This is a genomic window from Porphyrobacter sp. AAP82 (genome assembly GCF_000331285.1).
In the GTDB taxonomy this organism is placed as follows: domain Bacteria; phylum Pseudomonadota; class Alphaproteobacteria; order Sphingomonadales; family Sphingomonadaceae; genus Erythrobacter.
In genome coordinates this window covers 53,574-73,997 of record NZ_ANFX01000035.1, presented here as the reverse complement: position 1 = coordinate 73,997, position 20,424 = coordinate 53,574, and the positions used below count along the sequence as shown (strand labels likewise).

Annotated in this window: 19 protein-coding genes; 11 read left to right on the top strand and 8 right to left on the bottom strand. The window is 67.2% G+C overall.

The genetic code is table 11. The annotated features are described in order from the left end of the window. Positions 1-44: 44 nt before the first annotated feature. Positions 45-2,012 (bottom strand): ATP-dependent zinc metalloprotease FtsH, encoded by a 1,968-nt coding sequence (gene ftsH, locus D620_RS0111655; RefSeq protein WP_017665992.1) that lies wholly within the window; start codon positions 2,010-2,012, stop codon positions 45-47. A 108-nt stretch (positions 2,013-2,120) separates the two neighbouring features. Then, a complete protein-coding gene (locus tag D620_RS0111650) occupies positions 2,121-2,783 on the bottom strand; it encodes a TetR/AcrR family transcriptional regulator (protein ID WP_017665991.1) in 663 nt (220 codons plus the stop codon). A gap of 95 nt (positions 2,784-2,878) precedes the next feature. On the opposite strand from D620_RS0111650, the gene D620_RS0111645 reads away from it, so the two are divergent. From D620_RS0111645 to D620_RS0111630, 4 genes are read left to right on the top strand one after another with little or no spacing between them, the layout of a single operon-like run. Next, complete coding sequence (locus D620_RS0111645) at positions 2,879-4,015, top strand: ABC transporter permease (protein ID WP_017665990.1); 1,137 nt, start codon at positions 2,879-2,881, stop codon at positions 4,013-4,015. A 14-nt stretch (positions 4,016-4,029) separates the two neighbouring features. Further along, positions 4,030-4,761 (top strand): ABC transporter ATP-binding protein, encoded by a 732-nt coding sequence (locus D620_RS0111640; protein WP_017665989.1) that lies wholly within the window; start codon positions 4,030-4,032, stop codon positions 4,759-4,761. A gap of 48 nt (positions 4,762-4,809) precedes the next feature. Next, positions 4,810-5,796: an efflux RND transporter periplasmic adaptor subunit gene (locus tag D620_RS0111635; protein WP_017665988.1), complete on the top strand. Its 987-nt coding sequence runs from the start codon at positions 4,810-4,812 to the stop codon at positions 5,794-5,796. Between the two features lie 4 nt (positions 5,797-5,800). Further along, on the top strand, positions 5,801-7,222 hold the full coding sequence (locus D620_RS0111630; protein WP_017665987.1) for an efflux transporter outer membrane subunit: 1,422 nt from the start codon (positions 5,801-5,803) through the stop codon (positions 7,220-7,222). Here D620_RS0111630 and D620_RS0111625 read toward each other — a convergent pair. From D620_RS0111625 to D620_RS0111605, 5 genes are all read right to left on the bottom strand, one after another. After that, the gene (locus tag D620_RS0111625; RefSeq protein WP_017665986.1) at positions 7,219-8,178 is read right to left on the bottom strand and encodes a HupE/UreJ family protein; all 960 of its coding nucleotides are present in this window, start codon (positions 8,176-8,178) and stop codon (positions 7,219-7,221) included. The two genes, D620_RS0111630 and D620_RS0111625, sit on opposite strands and share 4 nt — an antisense overlap. A 38-nt stretch (positions 8,179-8,216) precedes the next feature. After that, a complete protein-coding gene (locus D620_RS0111620; RefSeq protein ID WP_017665985.1) occupies positions 8,217-9,005 on the bottom strand; it encodes a peptidyl-prolyl cis-trans isomerase in 789 nt (262 codons plus the stop codon). Further along, on the bottom strand, positions 9,002-10,909 hold the full coding sequence (locus D620_RS0111615; RefSeq protein WP_233992064.1) for a DUF3604 domain-containing protein: 1,908 nt from the start codon (positions 10,907-10,909) through the stop codon (positions 9,002-9,004). Before D620_RS0111615 ends, D620_RS0111620 begins: the two co-directional genes overlap by 4 nt. Positions 10,910-11,012: 103 nt before the next feature. Next, on the bottom strand, positions 11,013-11,468 hold the full coding sequence (locus D620_RS0111610) for a MaoC family dehydratase (RefSeq protein WP_017665983.1): 456 nt from the start codon (positions 11,466-11,468) through the stop codon (positions 11,013-11,015). Further along, the gene (locus D620_RS0111605; RefSeq protein WP_017665982.1) at positions 11,468-12,550 is read right to left on the bottom strand and encodes a CaiB/BaiF CoA transferase family protein; all 1,083 of its coding nucleotides are present in this window, start codon (positions 12,548-12,550) and stop codon (positions 11,468-11,470) included. The genes D620_RS0111610 and D620_RS0111605 overlap by 1 nt, the downstream gene beginning before the upstream one ends. Before the next feature lie 145 nt (positions 12,551-12,695). Between D620_RS0111605 and cysD the strand changes: the two genes are divergently transcribed. The 7 genes from cysD (at position 12,696) to wecB (ending at position 19,809) form a co-directional block, all read left to right on the top strand. After that, complete coding sequence (cysD, locus tag D620_RS0111600) at positions 12,696-13,598, top strand: sulfate adenylyltransferase subunit CysD (protein ID WP_017665981.1); 903 nt, start codon at positions 12,696-12,698, stop codon at positions 13,596-13,598. After that, positions 13,598-15,508, top strand: coding sequence for a sulfate adenylyltransferase subunit CysN (gene cysN, locus D620_RS0111595; protein WP_017665980.1), 1,911 nt, complete (start codon positions 13,598-13,600; stop codon positions 15,506-15,508). Before cysD ends, cysN begins: the two co-directional genes overlap by 1 nt. Next, complete coding sequence (locus D620_RS15305) at positions 15,505-16,266, top strand: 3'(2'),5'-bisphosphate nucleotidase CysQ (protein WP_017665979.1); 762 nt, start codon at positions 15,505-15,507, stop codon at positions 16,264-16,266. The genes cysN and D620_RS15305 overlap by 4 nt, the downstream gene beginning before the upstream one ends. A 72-nt stretch (positions 16,267-16,338) precedes the next feature. Beyond that, a complete protein-coding gene (locus D620_RS0111580; RefSeq protein WP_017665978.1) occupies positions 16,339-16,797 on the top strand; it encodes a hypothetical protein in 459 nt (152 codons plus the stop codon). Next, on the top strand, positions 16,794-17,276 hold the full coding sequence (locus tag D620_RS0111575) for a glycosyltransferase (protein ID WP_017665977.1): 483 nt from the start codon (positions 16,794-16,796) through the stop codon (positions 17,274-17,276). Before D620_RS0111580 ends, D620_RS0111575 begins: the two co-directional genes overlap by 4 nt. Positions 17,277-17,374: 98 nt before the next feature. Then, positions 17,375-18,679 carry a UDP-N-acetyl-D-mannosamine dehydrogenase gene (wecC, locus tag D620_RS0111570; RefSeq protein ID WP_017665976.1) on the top strand — a complete coding sequence of 435 codons (1,305 nt, stop codon included), beginning with the start codon at positions 17,375-17,377 and terminating at the stop codon, positions 18,677-18,679. Then, positions 18,676-19,809: a non-hydrolyzing UDP-N-acetylglucosamine 2-epimerase gene (wecB, locus tag D620_RS0111565; protein WP_017665975.1), complete on the top strand. Its 1,134-nt coding sequence runs from the start codon at positions 18,676-18,678 to the stop codon at positions 19,807-19,809. Before wecC ends, wecB begins: the two co-directional genes overlap by 4 nt. Positions 19,810-19,811: 2 nt before the next feature. Here wecB and D620_RS0111560 read toward each other — a convergent pair whose 3' ends face one another. Next, entirely contained in the window at positions 19,812-20,303 is a 492-nt protein-coding gene (locus D620_RS0111560; RefSeq protein WP_017665974.1) for a hypothetical protein, read from the bottom strand. Positions 20,304-20,424: the final 121 nt, after the last annotated feature.

Here is a 20,424-nt window from a genome sequence, read left to right as displayed (position 1 = left end):
GGATCGCTCCGGACGCCCCTTTGGTGATTGCCTTGGCGGACGCGTCAGGCGCCCTGCGCCGCCTCGTCGCCGCTGTCCTTGGCGCCGCCGAAGCGCTTGCCTGCACGCGGGATCGCCGAGCCGCGCACCGGACCCGCCAGCACCGGCCCGCGCGGGGCATCGGGACGGTCGATCTTGCCGGTTTCGAGCAGCGCGTTGATGTCCTCGCCCGACAGCGTCTCGTATTCGAGCAGCGCCTGGGCGAGCAGGTGGAGCTGGTCCTCGTGGGTCGTCAGGATCTCGGTCGCGCGCTTGTGGGCGCCTTCGACGAGGCCCTTGATCTCGTTGTCGATCAGCTCGTTGGTCGAGCCCGAACGGAAGGTCCGCTGCGCCTGGCCATAGCCGAGATAGCCCTCGGACTGCTCTTCATACTGCAAGGGGCCGAGCTTTTCCGACATGCCCCACTGGGTCACCATGTTGCGCGCGAGGTTGGTCGCATACTGGATGTCGGACGAGGCACCGGACGAGACCTTGTCGTGGCCGAAGATGATCTCCTCCGCCACGCGCCCGCCCATGCTGACCGACAGGTTCGCATGCATCTTGTCGCGGTGGTAGGAATAGCTGTCGCGCTCGGGCAGGCGCATCACCATGCCCAGCGCCCGGCCGCGTGGAATGATCGTCGCCTTGTGGATCGGGTCCGAGGCAGGCTCGTGCACCGAGACGATCGCGTGGCCGGCCTCGTGATAGGCGGTCATCTTCTTCTCGTCGTCGGTCATCACCATGGAGCGGCGCTCGGCGCCCATCATGACCTTGTCCTTGGCGTCCTCGAACTCCTGCATCGCCACCAGCCGCTTGTTGCGGCGCGCGGCGAGCAGCGCGGCCTCGTTGACGAGGTTCGCCAGATCCGCGCCCGAGAAGCCCGGCGTGCCGCGCGCGATCACGCGCGGGTTGACGTCGGGGGCCAGCGGCACCTTCTTCATGTGCACGCCGAGGATCTTCTCGCGCCCGTCGATGTCGGGAACGGGGACCACCACCTGCCGGTCGAAGCGGCCCGGGCGCAGCAGCGCCGGGTCGAGCACGTCTGGGCGGTTGGTCGCGGCGATGATGATGATGCCTTCGTTGGCTTCAAAGCCGTCCATCTCGACCAGCAGCTGGTTGAGCGTCTGCTCGCGCTCGTCGTTGGAATTGCCGAGGCCGTGGCCGCGCGAACGGCCGACCGCGTCGATTTCGTCGATGAAGACGATGCAGGGCGCGTTCTTCTTGGCCTGTTCGAACATGTCGCGCACACGGCTGGCGCCCACGCCCACGAACATCTCGACGAAATCCGAGCCCGAGATGGTGAAGAACGGCACGCCCGCCTCACCCGCAATCGCGCGGGCGAGCAGGGTCTTGCCGGTGCCGGGCGAGCCGACCAGCAGCGCGCCCTTGGGGATCTGCCCGCCGAGCTTGGAGAAGCGCTGCGGGTCCTTCAGGAACTCGACGATTTCCTGCAATTCCTCGCGCGCCTCGTCGATCCCGGCGACATCGTCGAAGGTGACGCGGCCCGACCGTTCGGTCAGCAGCTTGGCCTTGGACTTGCCGAAGCCCATCGCGCCGCCGCCGCCGCCCTTCTGCATTTGCCTGAGCGCGAAGAAGGCGATCCCGAGGATCAGCACGAAGGGCAGCGAATTCAGAAGGATGATGAGGAGAAGGTTCTGGCTTTCGCGCTGCTTGCCGGTGAAGCGCACGCCGTTTTCTTCCATCAGCTTGGTGATCTCGACATCGTTCGGCACCGGCACGGTGGTGAAGCTGTCGCCGTTCTTGAGCGTGCCGGTGATGACATCGCTGCCCATCTGCACGTCCTGCACCTCGCCCTGCGAGACCGCCGCGCGGAAATCGGAATAGCGCATCGCCGAGCCGCTCGGCTGGCTGGCGCCGCCGAACATCGCCACGACCAGCAGCAGGGCGAGGAAAATCCCGCCCCAGATCATCAGCTGCTTGATCCAGGGGTTGGGGCCGTCGCCTTGCGGCTGGGGATCGTTTGGCTGGCTCATGCTCGCGGAATCCTTTCGTCAGCCTCGCAATGTAGGTGCCCCTCGGTGAATGGCAAGATAATGCGCAGGCGCGGAGCCGATGCTAATTTTCGAACACGGCCTTGCGGATTATCGATCATGCCGCGCGCCATAGGCGGCAAGGAACACCTCGACCGCGCCGGCGATCCGCCGGTCGCGCTCTGCGGGGGTGACCACCGCGCCGAAGCGGCGTTCGAGATCGCCCATGCCCTTGCACATCGACACGAATTGTTCGGCGGCAAGGCGCGGATCGTCGATTGCCAGCTCGCCCATCGCGCAGGCCCGCGCCAGCCACGCGCCGAAGCCTTCCTTCATGCGCCACGGCCCCGCCTCGAGAAAGGCGATGCCGATCGCCGGATCAGCATCGGTCTCGGCGGCGATGCGGTGCTCGAACTGCATCATCTCGGGGCGCGAGAGGAAGGCGAAGATCGCCTCGCCGATGGCGGTGAGGCGCTCGCGGATCGTGCCCTGCGGGGTCGCATCGAGCGAGAAATGGCCGCGCAATTTCTCGCATTCGCACTCGACCGCGGCAGTGAACAGCGCGCGCTTGTCGCCGAACTGGTTGTAGATCGTGACCTTGGAGACGCCCGCATCGGCCGCGATCTGCTCGATCGCCGAGGCGGCATAGCCATGGTGGAAGAAGTGCTGCGCGGCCGTGTCGACGATGGCCGCGCGCTTGGCGGCATCGAGCGGGCGGCCCGCTTTGCGGCGAACCAGTTTTTTTTCAGGACTGGCCGAATGCCCGGTTGACAAAGTGAACGGCTCCGTTCAGTTAAACGCGACCGTTCAATAATGCAGCGAGTCCCACCCTCGCGCAACCCCACCCGCTGATAAAGGTTCCTGACGCCGTGCTCTGGATCGCCATCAGAATGCTCACCGGGGATGCCCAGAAGTTCTACGGGCTATTGTTCGGCATCGCGTTTTCGACCCTGCTCATCACCCAGCAGATGACGATCTTCGTCAATCTGGTCGAACGCGGGGCGAGCGGGGTCTACAATGCGCCCGAAGCCCAGGTGTGGGTGATGGACCCGGTCAGCCGCACCACCGATGTGAGCTACGCGATGCCCTCGACCGCGCTCGACAAGGTGCGCGCGGTGCCCGGCGTCGAATGGGCGGTTCCGCATCTGCGCGCGGTGGCCAATGTCCGCACCAAGGATGGCGATCTCGAAGGCGTGGCGGTGATCGGGGTCGATGATGCGACGCTGATCGGGATGCCCAAGCGCATGGCCGATCAGGACAAGACCGTGCTGTTCGCCCCCGATACGGTGGTGATCGACGATGTCGGCGTCACCCGCCTGTTCTCGAACGGGGCCAGTCCGCTTGGCGAGCGGCTCGAACTGAACGACCAGCGCGCGGTGATCCGCGGCATTGCCGATGCGATCCCCTCCTTCACCAGCCAGGTCACGCTCTACACGCGCTATTCCAACGCATTGAACTTCGTGCCCGGCACCCGCAACCGCCTGTCCTTCGTGCTGGTCGGCATTGCGCAGGGCGAAACGGCGCAAGGCGTGGCCGCGCGGATCGAGCAGGAAACCGGCCTCAAGGCCGAAACCCGCGCCGAGTTCGCGCGCGCCGGGGTCAACTTTATCATCGAGAACACCGGCATCCCGGTCAATTTCGGGATCACGGTGTTCTTGGGCTTCGTCGTCGGCGTGGCGATCGTGGGCCTCACCTTCAGCCTGTTCCTGCGCGACAACATCAAGCAGTTCGGCGCCTTGAAGGCGATCGGGGTGACCAACTGGAAGATCATGCAGATGGTCGCGGTGCAGGCGGGCCTTGTCGGCATGATCGGCTACGGGCTGGGTGTGGTCGGCACGGTCGCCTTCATCTACGGCTTCGGCTCCAATCCCTTCTTCAAGGGCTTCTACATCCCCTGGCAGATCCCGCTGATCAGCCTCGCGGCGGTGGTGGTGATCCTCGCCATCACCGGCTTCGTCGCGATCCGCTCGGTGCTGAGGACCGAACCGGCGGCGGTGTTCCGGTGAGCGAGGGCACAGTCATGGACACGACGGCAATCGGCGGCTGCGCCCCCGAGGCAGCGATCTGCGCGCGCGGCATCACCCGCGATTTCGAGGCCGGGCAGACCACCATCCGCGTCCTCCACGGGATCGACACCGACATCCAGCCGGGCGAGCTCACCTATGTCGTGGGCGAAAGCGGCAGCGGCAAGACCACCCTCATCTCGATCATGTGCGGCATCCTCTACCCGACCGCGGGCGAGGTGCGCGTGTTCGGCACCGACATCTACAAGCTCACCGATACCGAGCTGGTGAAGTTCCGCCTGAAGAACATCGGCTTCATCTTCCAGCAGTACAACCTCATCCCCTCGATCGACGCCGCCGCCAACGCCGCGGTGCCGCTGATCGCGCAAGGCGTGCCGGTCGCCGAAGCGCGCGAGCGGGCCAAGGTGCTGCTCGACAAGCTCAATATCGGCAACCAGGCCGAAAAGCTCCCGCGCCAGCTTTCGGGCGGGCAGCAGCAGCGCGTCGCCATCGCCCGCGCGCTGGTGCACGAGCCGCGGCTGGTGGTCTGCGACGAGCCCACCGCCGCCCTGGACGCGCGCTCGGGCCGCCGGGTGATGGACCTCCTGCGCGAAGTCGCGGTCGCCCCCGACCGCGCCTGCATCATCGTCACCCACGACAACCGCATCTTCGATCTCGCCGACCGGATCATCGTTCTGGAAGACGGGCGCATCACCCATGACGGCGCCGAGATGCCCGATGACCACTGATACCCTCTCCCCCACCACCCTCTCCCCACAAAACCCGCCGAGGACGCCATGCTCCGCAATCTAAGCTTTGCCCGCCAGACCCTCCCCGCGATCGCGCTGATCGGCCTTGCGGCGGCGGCGTGGCTGATCCTCGTCGGCATGCCCGACCGCTCGACCGCCGAGCCCGCGCAGCAGCCCCCCAAGGCGGTCGGCGATCTCGCCGGCAAGGCGCGGGTCGCAGGCGCGGGGATCGTCGAACCGGCGAGCGAGATCATCGATATCGGCGCGGCGCTTTCGGGCCTCGTCACCGATGTCCGCGTGCGCCCGTGTGACCGGGTGGCAAGGGGCGACGTGCTGTTCACGGTCGATGCCCGCGCCGCGCAGGCGAGCCTTGCGCAGTCCGATGCCGCCATCGCCGAGGCCCGCGCCGCGATCGCCGAGGCCGCAACCGCGCAGAAGACCGCGCGCCAGCAGCTCGCGCTCTATCGCAACCTTGCCGATCCGGCAGCGGTCAGCCGTTCGGAAGTCATCAAGGCCGAAGGCGACGAGGCCGCCGCGACCAGCCGTCTCGATCTCGCCCGCGCCCGCCTTGCCTCGGCGCAGGCCGCCGCCGCCGCGGCGCGCACCGAGATCGAGCGCCTCGTGGTCCGCGCGCCGATTGCCGGCGAGATCCTTGCCGTCAACATCCGCGCCGGGGAATTCGTCTCCACGCAAGGCGGCGGCAACGCCGCCCCCTTCATCCAGATGGGCCAGACCAATCCGCTCCACGTGCGCGTCGACATCGACGAGAACGAAGTCAGCCGCCTTGCCATCGGCGAGCCCGCCATCATCAGCCCGCGCGGCGCGGCCGAGCTTCACGTCAAGGCCACCTTCGTGCGCGCCGAGCCGCAGGTGGTGCCCAAACGCTCGCTCACCAACAGCGCCGCCGAACGCGTCGATGTGCGCGTGCTCCAGCTGATCTACGCCCTGCCGCCGTCCGATGCCTTCCGCGTCGGCCAGCAGATCGACGCCTTCATCCCGGCCAAGGCGGGTGCCCCCGCCAACACGGAGGGCTGAGGCGATGCGCCGCCTGCCTGTGATCGGGGCCGCGCTCGCCCCGCTGATGCTCCCCTTGGCTCTGGGCGCCTGTGCGAGCGTGCCCGAGGTCGCCGCGCCGACGCCCGAGCTGCCGCGCGCCTTCTTCAACCGGCCCGAGGCCGCCACCGGCGCGGCGCTCGCCGCGCTGATGCCCGCCGATGATCCAGCCTACCGCACCCTATCGCAGGCGGCGATCGCCGGCGCTCCAAGCCTTGCCGAGGCGATGGCGCGGATCGATGCCGCCCGTGCCGGTGCGCGCGGTGCAGGGGCCGAGCGCTTGCCCAACATCACCGCCGATGGCAGCGTCCGGCGAAACCGCATCAACACCGCACAATTCGGGCAAGCAGGCCAACAGGGCTTCATTCCCGAAGAACAGACATCCTACGGCGCGAACATCACCGCAAGCTGGGACCCCGACATCTTCGGAAGGCTCAAGGCGCAGGAGCGCGCTGCGCTCGCCCGGATCGACGCCGCCAGCGCGCAGGCACAGGGTATCCGGTTGGCGCTGCTGGCCGAGATTGCCGCCAGCATTACCGACTGGCGCGTGCTCGATGCGCGGGCTGCTGCCATTTCCGCCGATGCCGCGGCAGCGACCCAACTCGCCGGGCTGGCCAAGGTGCGCGAGGATGCGGGGATCGCGCCTGGATTTGACCGTGTTCGTGCCGAGGCGACCGCAAGTTCCTCCGCCGTGCGCCTCGCCGCGCTGGAAAGCGAGCGGGCGCGCCTGATCGGGCGGCTGGTGACGCTGACCGGGCAGGACGGCGCAACCGTTCGTGCAGCGCTCGCCAGCGCCGCTCCTGCGCTGGCACCGGCTGCCGCGCCCGCAGGCCTGCCTTCCGATCTGCTCGCCAACCGGCCCGATGTCGCCGCTGCGGCGGCCAATCTTGCAGCCAGCGATGCCGAACTCGCCGCTGCCGCGCGTGCGCGTTTTCCGCGAATCACCCTGTCAGGTGTGCTGGGCCTGCTGGCCTTCAATCCGGGCGATTTCCTGGATACGGATTCGCTGGTGGGATCGCTTACTGCCGGGATTGCCGGACCGCTGCTCGATTTCGGGCGCGTGGGCGCCGGGATCGATGCCGCTGCGGCAGACAAGCGCGCTGCCTTTGCCGCCTATCGCGGCACAGTGTTTGAGGCGCTGGGCGATGCCGAGGCGGCCTATGGCGTGGTCGCCGCCGCCGATGCCGAGGCGAAGCTTTCGGTGACCGAGCGCGATCAACTGGCGCGTGCCGCCGGGCTGGCCGAAACGCGTTACCGCGCAGGCCTTGCGAGCTTCCTCGAAGTGCTCGAAGCGCGCCGCGCAGCCGATGCCAGCGGAGAGCGCGCGGCAGCCGCGCTGGGACGCGCGGCCCGTGCGCGGATCGTGCTGTGGCAGGCGCTCGGCGGAGACGCTGCCGGCGGCAGCTAGCCAATCACTCGCTCGATCAGCCAGAAACTGCCGACAGCGCCGATCGCATAGGTCGCAGCGCGGATCGCGGGTAGCTCGGCCCGCGGCAGGAAGCGGGTCATCGCTGCCAGAAGCGCGATCACGCTGGCGATCACCAGCAGCTGTCCTGCCTCGACCCCGAGATTGAAAGCCAGCAAGGCTGTCAGCACCTCGCCCTGCGGCAGGCCGATATCGGCCAATGCCACGGCAAAGCCGAAACCATGAAACAGCCCGAAGGCAAAGGCGACCGCCCAAGGAAAGCGCCGTGTGAAAGTGCGGCGATCGGGCGATTTGAGCACCAGCGCCACCTCGGCCGCGAGAAACACGATCGACAGCGCGATCAGCGCCTCGACCGGGCGGGAAGGCAGGCCGGCATAGCCAAGGCTCGTCGCCACCAATGTCAGCGAATGGGCCACGGTGAAGGCTGTTGCCGCTTTCACCACCGCCCATGATCGGCGCACCAGCAGCACCAGCGCGATCACGAACAGCAGGTGATCCCACCCGAAGAGAATGTGCTCTGCACCGATCACCAGATAATCGCGCAGCACCTGCATGACAGAGGGTTCGGCCGCGATCACGGCAGTCGGCGCATCGGGCGTCAGGCGAAAGGTCTGCGCCGGACTGCCGAGCGGGATGAGCCGCGCGATGGCATCGGTGCCGCCCGCGATTGTATCCAGCCCAAAGCGCTGCCCGGCCAGCCCGCCCGGGCAGCGCAATGCCTGCTGCCCAAGCAATGCCAACGGCGCCGCGCGGCGCACGGCCTCGCCTGTTGCCTCGCAGGCCTCAGGAATCACCGGAGCGCCCAGCGGCACCGCATCCTGCGCGCGCGAGGCGGCGACCGGCAGCTTCCATTCGATCACCCACACCCCGCCTTCGCGCTCGATCAGCTCGATCACGGCGGGGCGCAGTTCATCCGCACTGAGCGGTGCTCCGAGCAATGCTAGGCAAAGCGCCAGCAGGCTGCGCACAAGAGCTCTCACTTGGCAATATCGATCCGGTAGGCGCTGCGCAGGATGTCGTAAGCGCGCTGCTTGCGCCGCGCGATCTGGTCGGCGCGCCAGTCATTGGCGAGGCGCGGGCGCAGCGTGTCGAAATCGGGCGCTTCTTCAGCCCTTCCGGTGACGCGGACAATGTGCCAGCCGAAGCCCGACGGGATCGGGCCCTGCCATTGGCCATCCACCCGCAGCCCTTCCAGCCCCTCGGCAAATTGCTGGCCAAAGCGCGCTGCGATCTCGCGCATCGGCGTGCCGCTCATGGTGCCAGGAAGACTGCTAGGTTCGCCCGGCCTCGCTGAGGCCGCAAGCGCGGCTCGGGCCGCTGAAGCGTTCGAAAACAGCTTCTGCTCGAAGCTCACCACCTGAGACCCGGCATAGCGCGCCCGATTGGCTTTGTAGAAAGCGCGCAAGGCAGCCTCGTCAGGCTCGGCCAGTTCGGCGGCTCCGCCTGCGGTCAGGTCCATCTTGGCCACCATGCGCTGGCGCACCACCGCATCTTCAGCATCGAGCCCCAGCCGCAGCGCCTCGCGATAGAGCACTTCCTCGCGCACGTACCGCGCGATCCGCTCGTCCAGTTCGGCATCGGTCGGCGCGCGGCCCATCACTCGCTCGAAACCGAGCGCCAGTTGGGCTTTCTGGGCCACATCGACTGTGATCACGCGGGACGCAGGATCGGGCGGCGCACCGCCCCATGTCAGCGCGACATAGAGCAATGCACCAAGCCCGAGAAAATGGACCAGCGGCTCGCGGGCCCAGCCTTCAAGCCTCACGTCGTTCCCTTGCCCTGCGATTTTGAGCCCTGCGGCTTCAGCCAGATCGGCGAGGTGTAGGCGCGCTCCTGCGCGACGGCATCCTTCAGCGCATCACCCGTCAGTTCGAAACCGAAGCGCACCGCATCGAACAAGGTCCAGCGCGGCGTGGGGATTTCGAGCACGCGCACGTAATAGAAGGCGCGCTGGCCCTTGGCGTAATCGGGATCGGTCCAGGTGGTGCGCAGTTCGGGAGCGCCGATCGAGTTGGTGTAGGTCGCCTTCTTGCGATCGACGGTATCGCCCACAGGCGTCAGGCCCCTGGCCGTGCGAGGGCGCTTGTCCATGTCGCTCCATACGACATCATAGACCTGCTCCTGCATGGCGCCGCTGGCATCGATCCAGCCCTTGATCACCTGAACCCGGTCAAGATTGGCGCCGTCGGGATCCTTGAGAGCACTGATAAGGAAGGTCGGCGCGCTGCCCTTGTCGATCAGCTCGCCGCCCATCGGCACCCCGCGCGTATAGCCCGCGCGCACCCAGTCGCCGCTCCAGTCCTTGTCCGAGAAGTCGAACCCGCCGAAGATCCGCACCGTCATGCGCGGACCCGTGGTGGCATAGACCTCGCGCCGCTTGAAGGCATCGAAGATCTCCGCGCGGGTGTTGCCCCGCGCCCAGGCCGCGGCATAGCCGCCCGCGAGGTAATGCCAGCCGAACCGCCCCTGCCGCGTGCCGAGGTTCTGCGGCTGCATCGCCCGGTCCTTGTAGGCCGGTTCGTTGCCGGTGTGCTTGCCGAAGAAGTTGTCCTCGTCCCCGGTCGCCAGCCCGGTGTGGCTGTCGGTCGATCCGATCATCCCGAAGGCATAGGGGTTCACACCCAGCCGCGCCTCCAGCGAAAGCCCGCGCAGCAGCGCCGAGCGGGCGTAGGAGCCGGCATACATGTCGGGCGTGCTGGTGGCGGTGAGCGGCAGGTTGCCGAGTTCCCAGCCCTTCACCCCGAAGCCTGCCATCTCGTCATTGGGCGAGAGGAAGGGGTGGGTCTCGCTGTCGCCCTTGATCTGGGTCACCTCGACCACAGGCTCGGCCGCCGCGCGCCTTGCGGCATATTCGGCGGTCATCGGCGAGCCATCGGCCATGGTCGTCTCGAACATCAGACCGTTGGAAACATTCGAATTGTGCGGGATCGCCAGCACCTTGCCGCCGGTTTTCTTCTCGTATCCGGCCATGTAGTCCCACAGCTGTTCGACGCTCATGTCGATCCCCTGGATCGGCAGGGTCTGGCGGGTGCGATCGCTGCCGTCGCGGAACATGACGACGCGGTGGAGATTGTTGCCGTCGGGCATCAGCGTCCACTCGAACCCGGCAAAGGCGGTGAACACGCCCGGTTCGTTGTAGCGATCGAGCAGGCCGAGCTGGGTGTTCCAGATGTCCTCGGTGCCTTCGCGGGCGCGCTCGGGATCGCTCAGGGCCGGGGGCAAGGTCTGGTTGGCGGCAGCGGTGATCAGTTCCGCCATGGCACGCTGCGACCCTTCGGGCCCTTCGTGCATCATGTCGTACCAGCGCAGTACTGTCTCGTCGCCGATCACCCACTTCACGTACCAGCGCGGCGCATCATAGAGCCGCCGCGTCGCACCGAGGCCGTCGGAGTGGTCAGCAATCACGAGGAAATCGAGCGGACGGTCGAGCTGCGCCTTGCCGCCGGTGGTGGCGGTGACGGCCTCGCCGCGCGCGAAGCGCAGCGCCTCCTCCGGCCCGAGCCTCACGCCGAAGCCGAAGGCGTCGATCGAATTGTCGGTGTGGAGGTGCGTGTCGCCCCAATAGGGTCGGTCGGGGAACTCGGCGAGCTTGATCGTATCCTCGCCATTGCCGGTCTGGGCCGGATCAAGCGCCCCTTCGCCGCTGCATCCGGCCAGTGTCAGTGCCATCAGGCTTGCGGCTGCAAGCCCGGCCCCCATAGTCCATGTCTTGCGCATGGATTGTCTCCCCTCGTCTCTCTGCCGCGACTGTGCGCGGGCAGCGCGGCTTTCGTCAAGCTGCCGGTGTGCGGTGAAGCAGCGCGGAACGCTCGCAGCGGCACACCACTTCGCCGCGCTGGTTATGCATTTCGTGGATGAAGGTGACGATCCCGGCATCCGGGCGCGACTTGCTGGCGCGCAGTTCCTTGACCTCGCTCGACGCCCGCAGCGTGTCGCCGATGAACACCGGATTGGGCGTCACCACCTTGTCGAAGCCGAGATTGGCGACCAGCGTGCCGAGCGTCGTGTCGCCCACCGACAGCCCGACCAGCAGGCTGAAGGTGAAGGTGGAATTGACGAGGATCTGCCCGAACCCGCTGGCCTTCGCCGCCTCCACATCGAGGTGGAGCGGCTGCGGGTTGTGGGTCATGGTCGAGAACAGCAGGTTGTCGGTCTCGGTGACGGTGCGCCGGATCTCATGCTCGATCCGGTCGCCCACCTGCCACTGGTCGAAATAGCGGCCCGCCATCAGGCACTCGTAGCCCAGCGGGCCACCACATCGGCCCCGTCATCCGCGCTCGAGCGGACAGCGCCCGGCGTGCGACTGAAGCGCGGTGCCGGGGCGGTGTGCCATTCGCCCTCGTGTTCGACATAGGCCGCGCGCGCTTTCATGTGCGGATGCTCGCGTGCCTCGTCGAGTTCGAGCACCGGCGCAAAGCACGCGTCCGAGCCTTCGAGCAGTTCGCACCATTCGGCTTGCGTCTTGGTCAGGAACAGCGCGGCCAGCTTGTCGGCGTAGTCGTCCCAGTTGGCGGGGTTCATCTGGCCCTGCGCCAGTTCCTCCGGCGCGCCGGCCTTGGCGATCAGTTCGGCGTAGAACTGGCTCTCGATCGCGCCGAGCGAGATTTCCTTGCCGTCGGCGCACTTGAAGCAGCGGTAGAAATGCGCCGCTCCGCCCAGCATCCCCTTGCCGCGCTCGGTGGTGATGAAGGGCCGCCCGCGCACGCCGAAGAAGAAGCTCATCAGGCTGGTCGCCCCGTCGACGATCGCGGCATCGACAACCTGCCCCTTGCCCGAGCGTTCACGCTCGTAGAGCGCGGCCATGATCCCGAAGGCGCAATACATCGAGCCGCCGCCGAAATCGCCGACGAGGTTCTGCGGCGGCGTAGCGGTCTCGCCCGCCTTGCCGACCGCCGAAAGCGCCCCGGTGATGGCGATGTAGTTGATGTCGTGCCCAGCGGCGTGCGCCAGCGGGCCGTCCTGGCCCCAGCCGGTCATGCGGGCATAGACAAGGCCCGGATTGAGCGCGAGCAGCTCGTCCGGCCCCAGACCCAGCCGCTCCATCACACCCGGACGGAAACCCTCGATCAGCACGTCCGCCTTGGCCGCAGCCTCGCGGCAGAAGGCCTTGCCTTCCTCGCTCTTGAGATCGATGCCGACCCGGTGGCGTGCGCGCTCGACCACCGGGTTGGAAACCACCGCGCCGGGGCGGTCGATCCGCACCACTTCCGCGCCGAGATCGGCAAGCAGCATCGCGACGTGCGGCCCCGGGCCGATGCCGCTGAATTCGATGACCTTGAGGCCGGTCAGCGGCCCTGATGGCTGGTTCATGTGTCTCTCCCTTTGCGCCTGTCTCTGACGCGGGCGCAGGCCGAGGGCAAGTGCCGAGATGGCTAGCCGGTGACCCAAGCCCCGCCTTGCGCAGGGAAAGGCAAAATTGCTTGTCGCTGGCGCAGCAGCGTATAGCTGCACCGCCATGCGCAATCTGACCCATCTCGAGCGGCTCGAAGCCGAGAGCATCCATATCTTTCGCGAGGTCGTGGCCGAGGCCGAGAACCCGGTAATGCTCTATTCGGTGGGCAAGGATTCCTCGGTGATGCTGCATCTGGCGCGCAAGGCCTTCTACCCCGCGCCGCCGCCTTTCCCGATGCTGCACGTGGCGAGCGGGTGGGATTTCCAGGACCTGCTCGTGCACCGCGACCGGACCGTGCGCGAATATGGGCTGAAGCTGATCATCGCCCAGAACGAGGACGCCGAGGCGCAGGGCATCAACCCCTTCGACACCGGCAGCGCGCTCTATTCGCAGGCGCAGCTGACCGATCCCCTGAAGCGCGCGCTCACCGCCCACGGCTTTGATGCAGCCTTCGGCGGCGGGCGGCGCGACGAGGAAAAGGCCCGCGCCAAGGAGCGCATCTTCTCCTTCCGCACCGCCGCCCACCGCTGGGACCCCAAGAACCAGCGCCCCGAGCTGTGGAACCTCTACAACGCCAAGAAAGCCAAGGGGGAGAGCATCCGCGTCTTCCCGCTGTCCAACTGGACCGAGCTCGACATCTGGCAGTACATCGCGCTCGAGAACATCGACATCGTGCCGCTTTACTTCGCCAAACCGCGCCCGACGGTGGAGCGCGACGGCATGATCCTCGTCGTCGATGACGAGCGCTTCCGGCTGGAGGCGGGCGAGGAACCGGTGACCCGCTCGGTCCGCTTCCGCACGCTGGGCTGCTATCCGCTCACCGGCGCGACCGTCAGCGAGGCGACCGAGATGAGCCACTTCATCCAGGAAATGCTGCTCGCCACCAGTTCCGAACGGCAGGGCCGCGCGATCGACAAGGGGCAATCAGCCTCGATGGAAGACAAGAAGCAGGAGGGGTATTTCTGATGAACACCCCCTCCTCCTTCCAGACCGACGCGCTCATCGCCGAGGATATCGACGCCTATCTGCACGCGCACCAGCACAAGAGCCTGCTGCGCTTCATCACTTGCGGCAGCGTGGATGATGGCAAGTCCACCCTGATCGGACGGCTGCTCTACGATTCCAAGATGATCTTCGAAGATCAGCTCGCCGCGCTGGAAAGCGACAGCATCAAGCACGGCACACAGGGCGAGGAGATCGACTTCGCGCTGCTGGTCGATGGACTTGCGGCCGAGCGCGAGCAGGGCATCACGATCGACGTCGCCTACCGCTTTTTCACCACCGAAAAGCGCAAGTTCATCGTCGCCGATACGCCCGGCCACGAGCAATATACCCGTAACATGGTGACCGGCGCCTCGACTGCCGATCTCGCCGTCATCCTCGTCGATGCGAGGAAGGGCGTGTTGCAGCAGACCCGCCGCCATTCCTGGCTCGTCCACCTGATCGGCATCCGCCACGTGGTGCTGGCGGTGAACAAGATGGACCTCGTCGGCTATGATCAGGCGACTTTCGATGCGATCGTTGCCGATTACCGCGCCTTTGCCGAAGGGATCGGCATCACGGATTTCACCGCGATCCCGATTTCGGGCTTCAAGGGGGACAACATCACCGCGCTCTCGGCCAACACCCCGTGGTATGCCGGACCGGCGCTGATCGAGCACCTCGAGAGCGTGGATGTCGACAACGCCGCCGAGCAGGCCCAGCCGTTCCGGATGCCGGTGCAGTGGGTCAACCGCCCCAATCTCGACTTCCGCGGCTTTGCCGGGCTGATCGCGAGCGGCACTGTGCGGGTCGGCGATCCGGTGCGGATCGTGCCTTCGGGCAAGACCAGCACGGTCAAGAGCATCACCACTTTCGATGGCGAACTCGACGAGGCCGTCGCCGGCCAGTCGGTCACCATCAGCCTTGCCGACGAGGTCGATTGCAGCCGCGGCGACGTGATCGCGGCCGCTGGCGATCCGCCGCAGGCCTCCGACCAGTTCTGCGCCACCTTCGTGTGGATGGACGAGGAGGCCTTGAAGCCCGGTCGCGGCTACTGGCTCAAGCTCGGCACCCAGACCGTCACTGCGACGATCCAGCCGCCCAAATACGAGATCGACGTCAACAGCCGCGAGCACCTTGCCGCAAGGACGCTCGGGCTCAACAGCATCGGCGTGGCCGAATTCGCCACCGACCGGCCGATCACCTTCGAGCCCTATGAGACGAACCGCCAGCTTGGCGGGTTCATCCTGATCGACAAGTACACCAACGCCACCGTCGCTGCCGGGATGATCGCCTTCAGTCTGCGCCGGGCGGAGAACGTCCATTGGCAGCCGGTCAGCATCACCCGCGAGGATCACGCGGGGATGAAGAACCAGACCCCGCGGGTGCTGTGGTTCACCGGCCTTTCGGGCAGCGGCAAGTCGACCATCGCCAACGAGGTCGAAAAGCAGCTGTTCGTGATGAACCGCCACACCTTTCTGCTCGACGGGGACAATGTCCGTCACGGCCTCAACCGCGATTTGGGCTTCACCGAGGCAGACCGGATCGAGAACATCCGCCGCGTGGGCGAAGTCGCCAAGCTGATGGCGGATGCCGGGCTGATCGTGCTCACCGCGTTCATCTCGCCGTTCCGGGCCGAACGGCAGATGGTGCGCGACATGCTGCCCGAGGGCGAATTCGTCGAGATCTTCGTCGACACCCCGCTCGAAGTCGCCGAAGGGCGCGATGTGAAGGGCCTCTACAAGAAGGCGCGGGAAGGCAAGCTCAAGAACTTCACCGGGATCGACAGCCCCTACGAACCCCCCGAGAATCCGGAAATCCGCGTCAACACCGTGGACATGACCCCCGAGGAAGCGGCACGCTACATCATCGACAGGATCCTGCCGCTCAAATGAACCTTGCAGAGCTTGATGACGCCGCGCTCGCGGCACAGCTCGCCCTCGAGGCGGGACGCCTGCTGACGGCGGTGCGCGAGGGCTCGGGGCTGGCTGGCAAGCCGCTCGGCGATGAGGGCGACCGCGAGGCCAACCGCTTCCTGTGCGAAGCGATCCGCGCCGCTCGGCCCGATGACGGGCTCCTGTCCGAAGAGGAGAAGGACAATCCCGCGCGCCTCGCCAAGTCACGGGTATGGATCATCGATCCGGTCGACGGCACGCGCGAATACTCCGAAGGCCGCGCCGACTGGGCGGTGCATGTCGCGCTCGCAGTAGACGGCGTGCCGGTGCATGGCGCGGTCGCCTTGCCGGGACTGGCAGGCGAGGTGGTGCTGCGCTCCGACCAGCCGCACCCGCTTGCCCCGATGGCACCGCGCCCGCGCTTCCTCGTCAGCCGCACGCGCCCCGCCGCCGAAGCGCAAGCCGTCGCTGCCGCGCTTGACGGCGAACTGGTGCCGATGGGCAGCGCCGGCGCCAAGGCCATGGCGGTGGTGCGGGGCGAGGCGGAAGTCTATCTCCATTCCGGCGGACAGTACGAATGGGACAGCTGCGCGCCGGTGGCGGTTGCCGCCGCATACGGGCTTCATTGTTCGCGCATCGACGGGTCGTTGCTGGTCTACAACCAGCCGGACACCTACATGCCCGATCTGCTGATCTGCCGCGGCGAATGGGCTGCGCCGGTGCTGGCCGAGGTTGCGCGCCTGGCGCAGGGCGATTGACAGCCCCGCCCGCTTGCTCATAGGCCCGCAGCCACGCGATTGTGCGGCGCAACAAGCGGGATCTCGCCAGCGATGGGCAAAGACAGCATCAGGGTGCTCGCCGTTGCCTCGGGCGGGGGACACTGGGAACAGCTGATGCTGCTGCGCCCGACGCTGGCGCAATACGACATCCGCTTTGCCACCACCGAACCGGCGGTCGCGGCTCAACACGGCATCGCCGATGTCGAGAGCCTGCCCGACTGCAACCAGAACATGCCGGTCCGGTCGGCGCTGTGCGCGCTGGTGGCACTGTGGGTGGTGCTCAAGCATCGCCCCAAGGTGATCCTATCGACCGGCGCCGCGCCCGGGTTCTTCTGCATCCTCGCGGGCCGCCTGATCGGCGCGCGCACGCTATGGATCGATTCCGTCGCCAATGGCGAGGAGCTGTCGATGTGCGGCAAGCTGTCGAAGCGTTTCGCGCACCAGTGCTGGACCCAGTGGGAGCACCTCGCCGGCCCTGATCGTCCGCGCTATTTCGGGGCGGTGCTGTGATCATCGTCACGGTGGGAATGCAGCTGGGCTTCGACCGGCTGATCGCCGCGATGGACGCGCTCGCGCCGAGCCTCGGGATGCCGGTGATCGCGCAGACCGGCAAGGGTTCGTATCAGCCGCGCAACATGGAGGCGCGGGTCAAGATCGCGCCGGCCGAGTTCGAGGCTCTGATGGGCGAGGCGCGGCTGGTTGTCGCCCATGCCGGGATCGGCACGGTGCTGACCGCTGCGCGCTGCGCCAAGCCGATCCTGCTGATGCCGCGCCGCGCGGATCTCGGTGAACACCGCAATGATCACCAGCTGGCGACTGTGGGCAAGCTGGCAGGACGACCGGGCATTCTGGTCGCCGCTGACGAGAGCGAGCTCGAACCGCGCATAGCCGAGGGCCTCGCGCTCACCGACTGGTCGGCCACCCGCTCGCCCACCGCGCAGCAGCTTCATGCAGCGCTCGCGGCCTTCATCGAGAACCGCCCGCTCTGACACCGGCGCAGCCCGCGTGGTAAAGAACCGGCAAGCCTAACGCGTTTTTAAGGGCTTTGCGGCCATGGTCCCGCTCGCAAACGCGGGACCGTGACAACATGAATGCTCCTTTCAAGACAGCCGCCGCGCTCGGCATCGAGGCCGGCCTTCATCCGGCACCCGACCATCAGGTCGCGGTGATCGGGCTGGGCTATATCGGCCTGCCGACAGCAGCGCTGCTCGCCAGCTATGGCTGGAATGTCTGCGGGGTCGACGTCTCCAAGCGCGTGGTCGAGACCGTCAATGCCGGCGGCGTCCACATCGAGGAGCGCGATCTCGACAAGCTGGTGCATGACGCCATCACTGCCCGCACGCTGGTCGCCTCGACCGAGGTGCCGACCGCGAGCTTCTACATGATCGCCGTGCCCACCCCGCTGGGTGAAGGCAATGCGCCCGACATTTCCTATGTCGAAGCCGCCGCGCGGGCGATCGCGCCCAAGATCCTGCCCGGGGCCTGCGTGATCGTCGAGAGCACCTCGCCGGTCGGCACGACCGAGCGCGTGGCGGAGATCATCAGCGAGTTGCGCCCCGATCTGGTCGTCCCGCGGGACGGTTCGACCGAAGAGGCCGACATCGCGCTGGCCTATTGCCCCGAGCGCGTGCTGCCGGGCCGGATCGTCAACGAGCTGGTGCACAACGACCGGGTGATCGGCGGCGTCACCCCGGCCTGCGCCGAGCGTGCGGCGGTGCTCTACACCAGCTTCGTCAAGGGCGATTGCCTCTACACCACCGCCCGGGTGGCCGAGACGGTGAAGCTGGTCGAAAACTCGTTCCGCGACGTCAACATCGCCTTTGCCAACGAGCTCTCGATGATCGCCGACGTGATCGGGGTCGATGTGTGGGACGTGATCCGCCTCGCCAACCGCCACCCGCGCGTGAACATTCTTCAGCCCGGCCCCGGCGTGGGCGGGCACTGCATCGCGGTCGACCCGTGGTTCCTGGTTGCCGGCGCTCCTGCGGCCGCAAGGCTGGTGCGCACCGCGCGCGAGGTCAATGATCACAAGGCGGTGCACACCGAGGCCCGCATCTGCGCGCTGCTCGATGCCGCCCCGGAAGGCAAGATCGCGCTGCTCGGCCTCGCCTTCAAGCCCGACATCGACGACTTCCGCGAAAGCCCCGCGCTCGAAATCGCCGAGGCGCTGGCACATACCCACGGGAACCGCATCCTCGTGGTCGAGCCTTTCACCGAGGACATGCCAGCGGCCCTCGCTGGGAGCGGCGCGGAGCTGGTGACGCTTGACGCGGCTCTGCGGACGGCGGAGATTGTGGTGGTGCTTGTCGATCACACCGCCTTCAAGCATCTCGGCCCCGATGATCTCGCGGGCAAGCTGGTGTTCGACACGAGGGGCATGCTCCGGCGATGAGCGCCCGCAGCGGGAAACCCCGCATCCTCGTCACCTTCGGCACCCGGCCCGAGGCGATCAAGATGTTTCCGGTGGTCTTCGCGCTGCGCGAGACCGGGCAGTTCGACGTGCGCGTGGCGGTGACGGCGCAGCACCGAGAGATGCTCGATTCAGTGCTGGCGATGGCAGGGATCGCGCCCGATATCGATCTCGATCTGATGCAGCCGGGGCAAAGCCTCGATGCGCTGTCAGCCCGGATCGTCACCCGCTTCGGCGAGGCGCTCGATGCGCTGAAGCCCGATCGCGTGCTGGTGCATGGCGACACGCTCACCACCATGATGGCGACGCTCGCCTGCTATTTCCGCCGCATTCCGGTGGGCCATGTCGAGGCCGGCCTCAGAAGCGGTGACATCTATTCGCCCTGGCCCGAGGAGGTGAACCGCAAGGTCACCGGCGCTGTGGCCGATCTCCACTTCGCCCCGACCGAGACCGCCGCCGCCGCGCTGCGGGCCGAGAACGTAGCCGACAGCGCGATCCATATCACCGGCAACACCGTGATCGACGCGCTGATGTTCGCGCAAGGCAAGGTCGCGGCCGACCCGGCCCTCGCCCCGGTGGTCGCACCGCTGAAGGAGCGCTTTGCGGGCAGGCGCATCATCGCCGTCACCGCGCACCGGCGCGAGAATTTCGGCGCGGGGATGCAGGAAATCGCCGCCGCGCTACAGGCGCTTGCCGCGCGCGAGGATGTGGCGATCATCTATCCGCTCCACCCCAATCCCAATGTCGTCGAAGTCATGCGTCCGGCGCTTTCCGGGCACGACAACATCGCCCTGATCGACCCGCTCGACTACCTCGATTTCGTGGCGATGATGGCTGCCTGCGACGTCGTGCTGACCGATTCCGGCGGCATACAGGAGGAAGCGCCCAGCCTCGGCAAGCCGGTGCTGGTGATGCGCGACACCACCGAGCGGCCCGAGGGCGTTGCCGCAGGCACGGCGCGGCTCGTCGGAGCCGATGCGGGGCGGATCATCGCCGAAACCGCTCGGCTGCTCGACGACCGTCAGGCTTACGAGAGCATGGCCAGAGCCCACAATCCCTATGGTGACGGCACCGCCAGTCGCCGGATCGCGGCGATCCTCGCAGGCGGCTGAATTCAGCTCTGTCGGCGCACCAGCCGGGTGTAGTAGACCGCCGCGCCCAGCACAGTGAGGCTGGCGCCCAGATCGATCACCCAGTTGAGCTTCACCGGCCCGTACAGCAGCGCATCGACTGCGTGCAGCGAGATCATCCGCAGCGTCATCAGGAACAGCATCGCCAGCGCCGCGACCAGCGCGGCGACCCGCGCGACGTTGCGGCGACCGCGGACATTGCGCGTCGTGCGATAGAGTAGCGCCAGCGCCCCTGCGCCCGCGACGAGAATGATGGCGGCAACGATCGGCCCCTGAACATCGCGGCGCTCGCTATAGTTGCCCTCGGCACGCATCGCGGCGCGCAGACTGTCGCGCACGCTTTCCTCGACCTCCAGCAGCCGCAGCGGAACGAGAACCGCGAAGAACACCGCCAGCAGCAACCATGTCCAGACATGCCCCGGCAGCTGCCGCGAAACGCGCGCGGTGATGGCGGCGGCGAGGCAGACAACCAGCACACAGCCGTAAAGACCGCTGGCGGAAAGACTCAGGATTGATTGACTGAAGGGCATTGCTTTCCTCTGCGGGAGTTGGAGCGCCGCGCGCCATGCGGCCAAACGCGGCGCGCTTCAAGCGGCA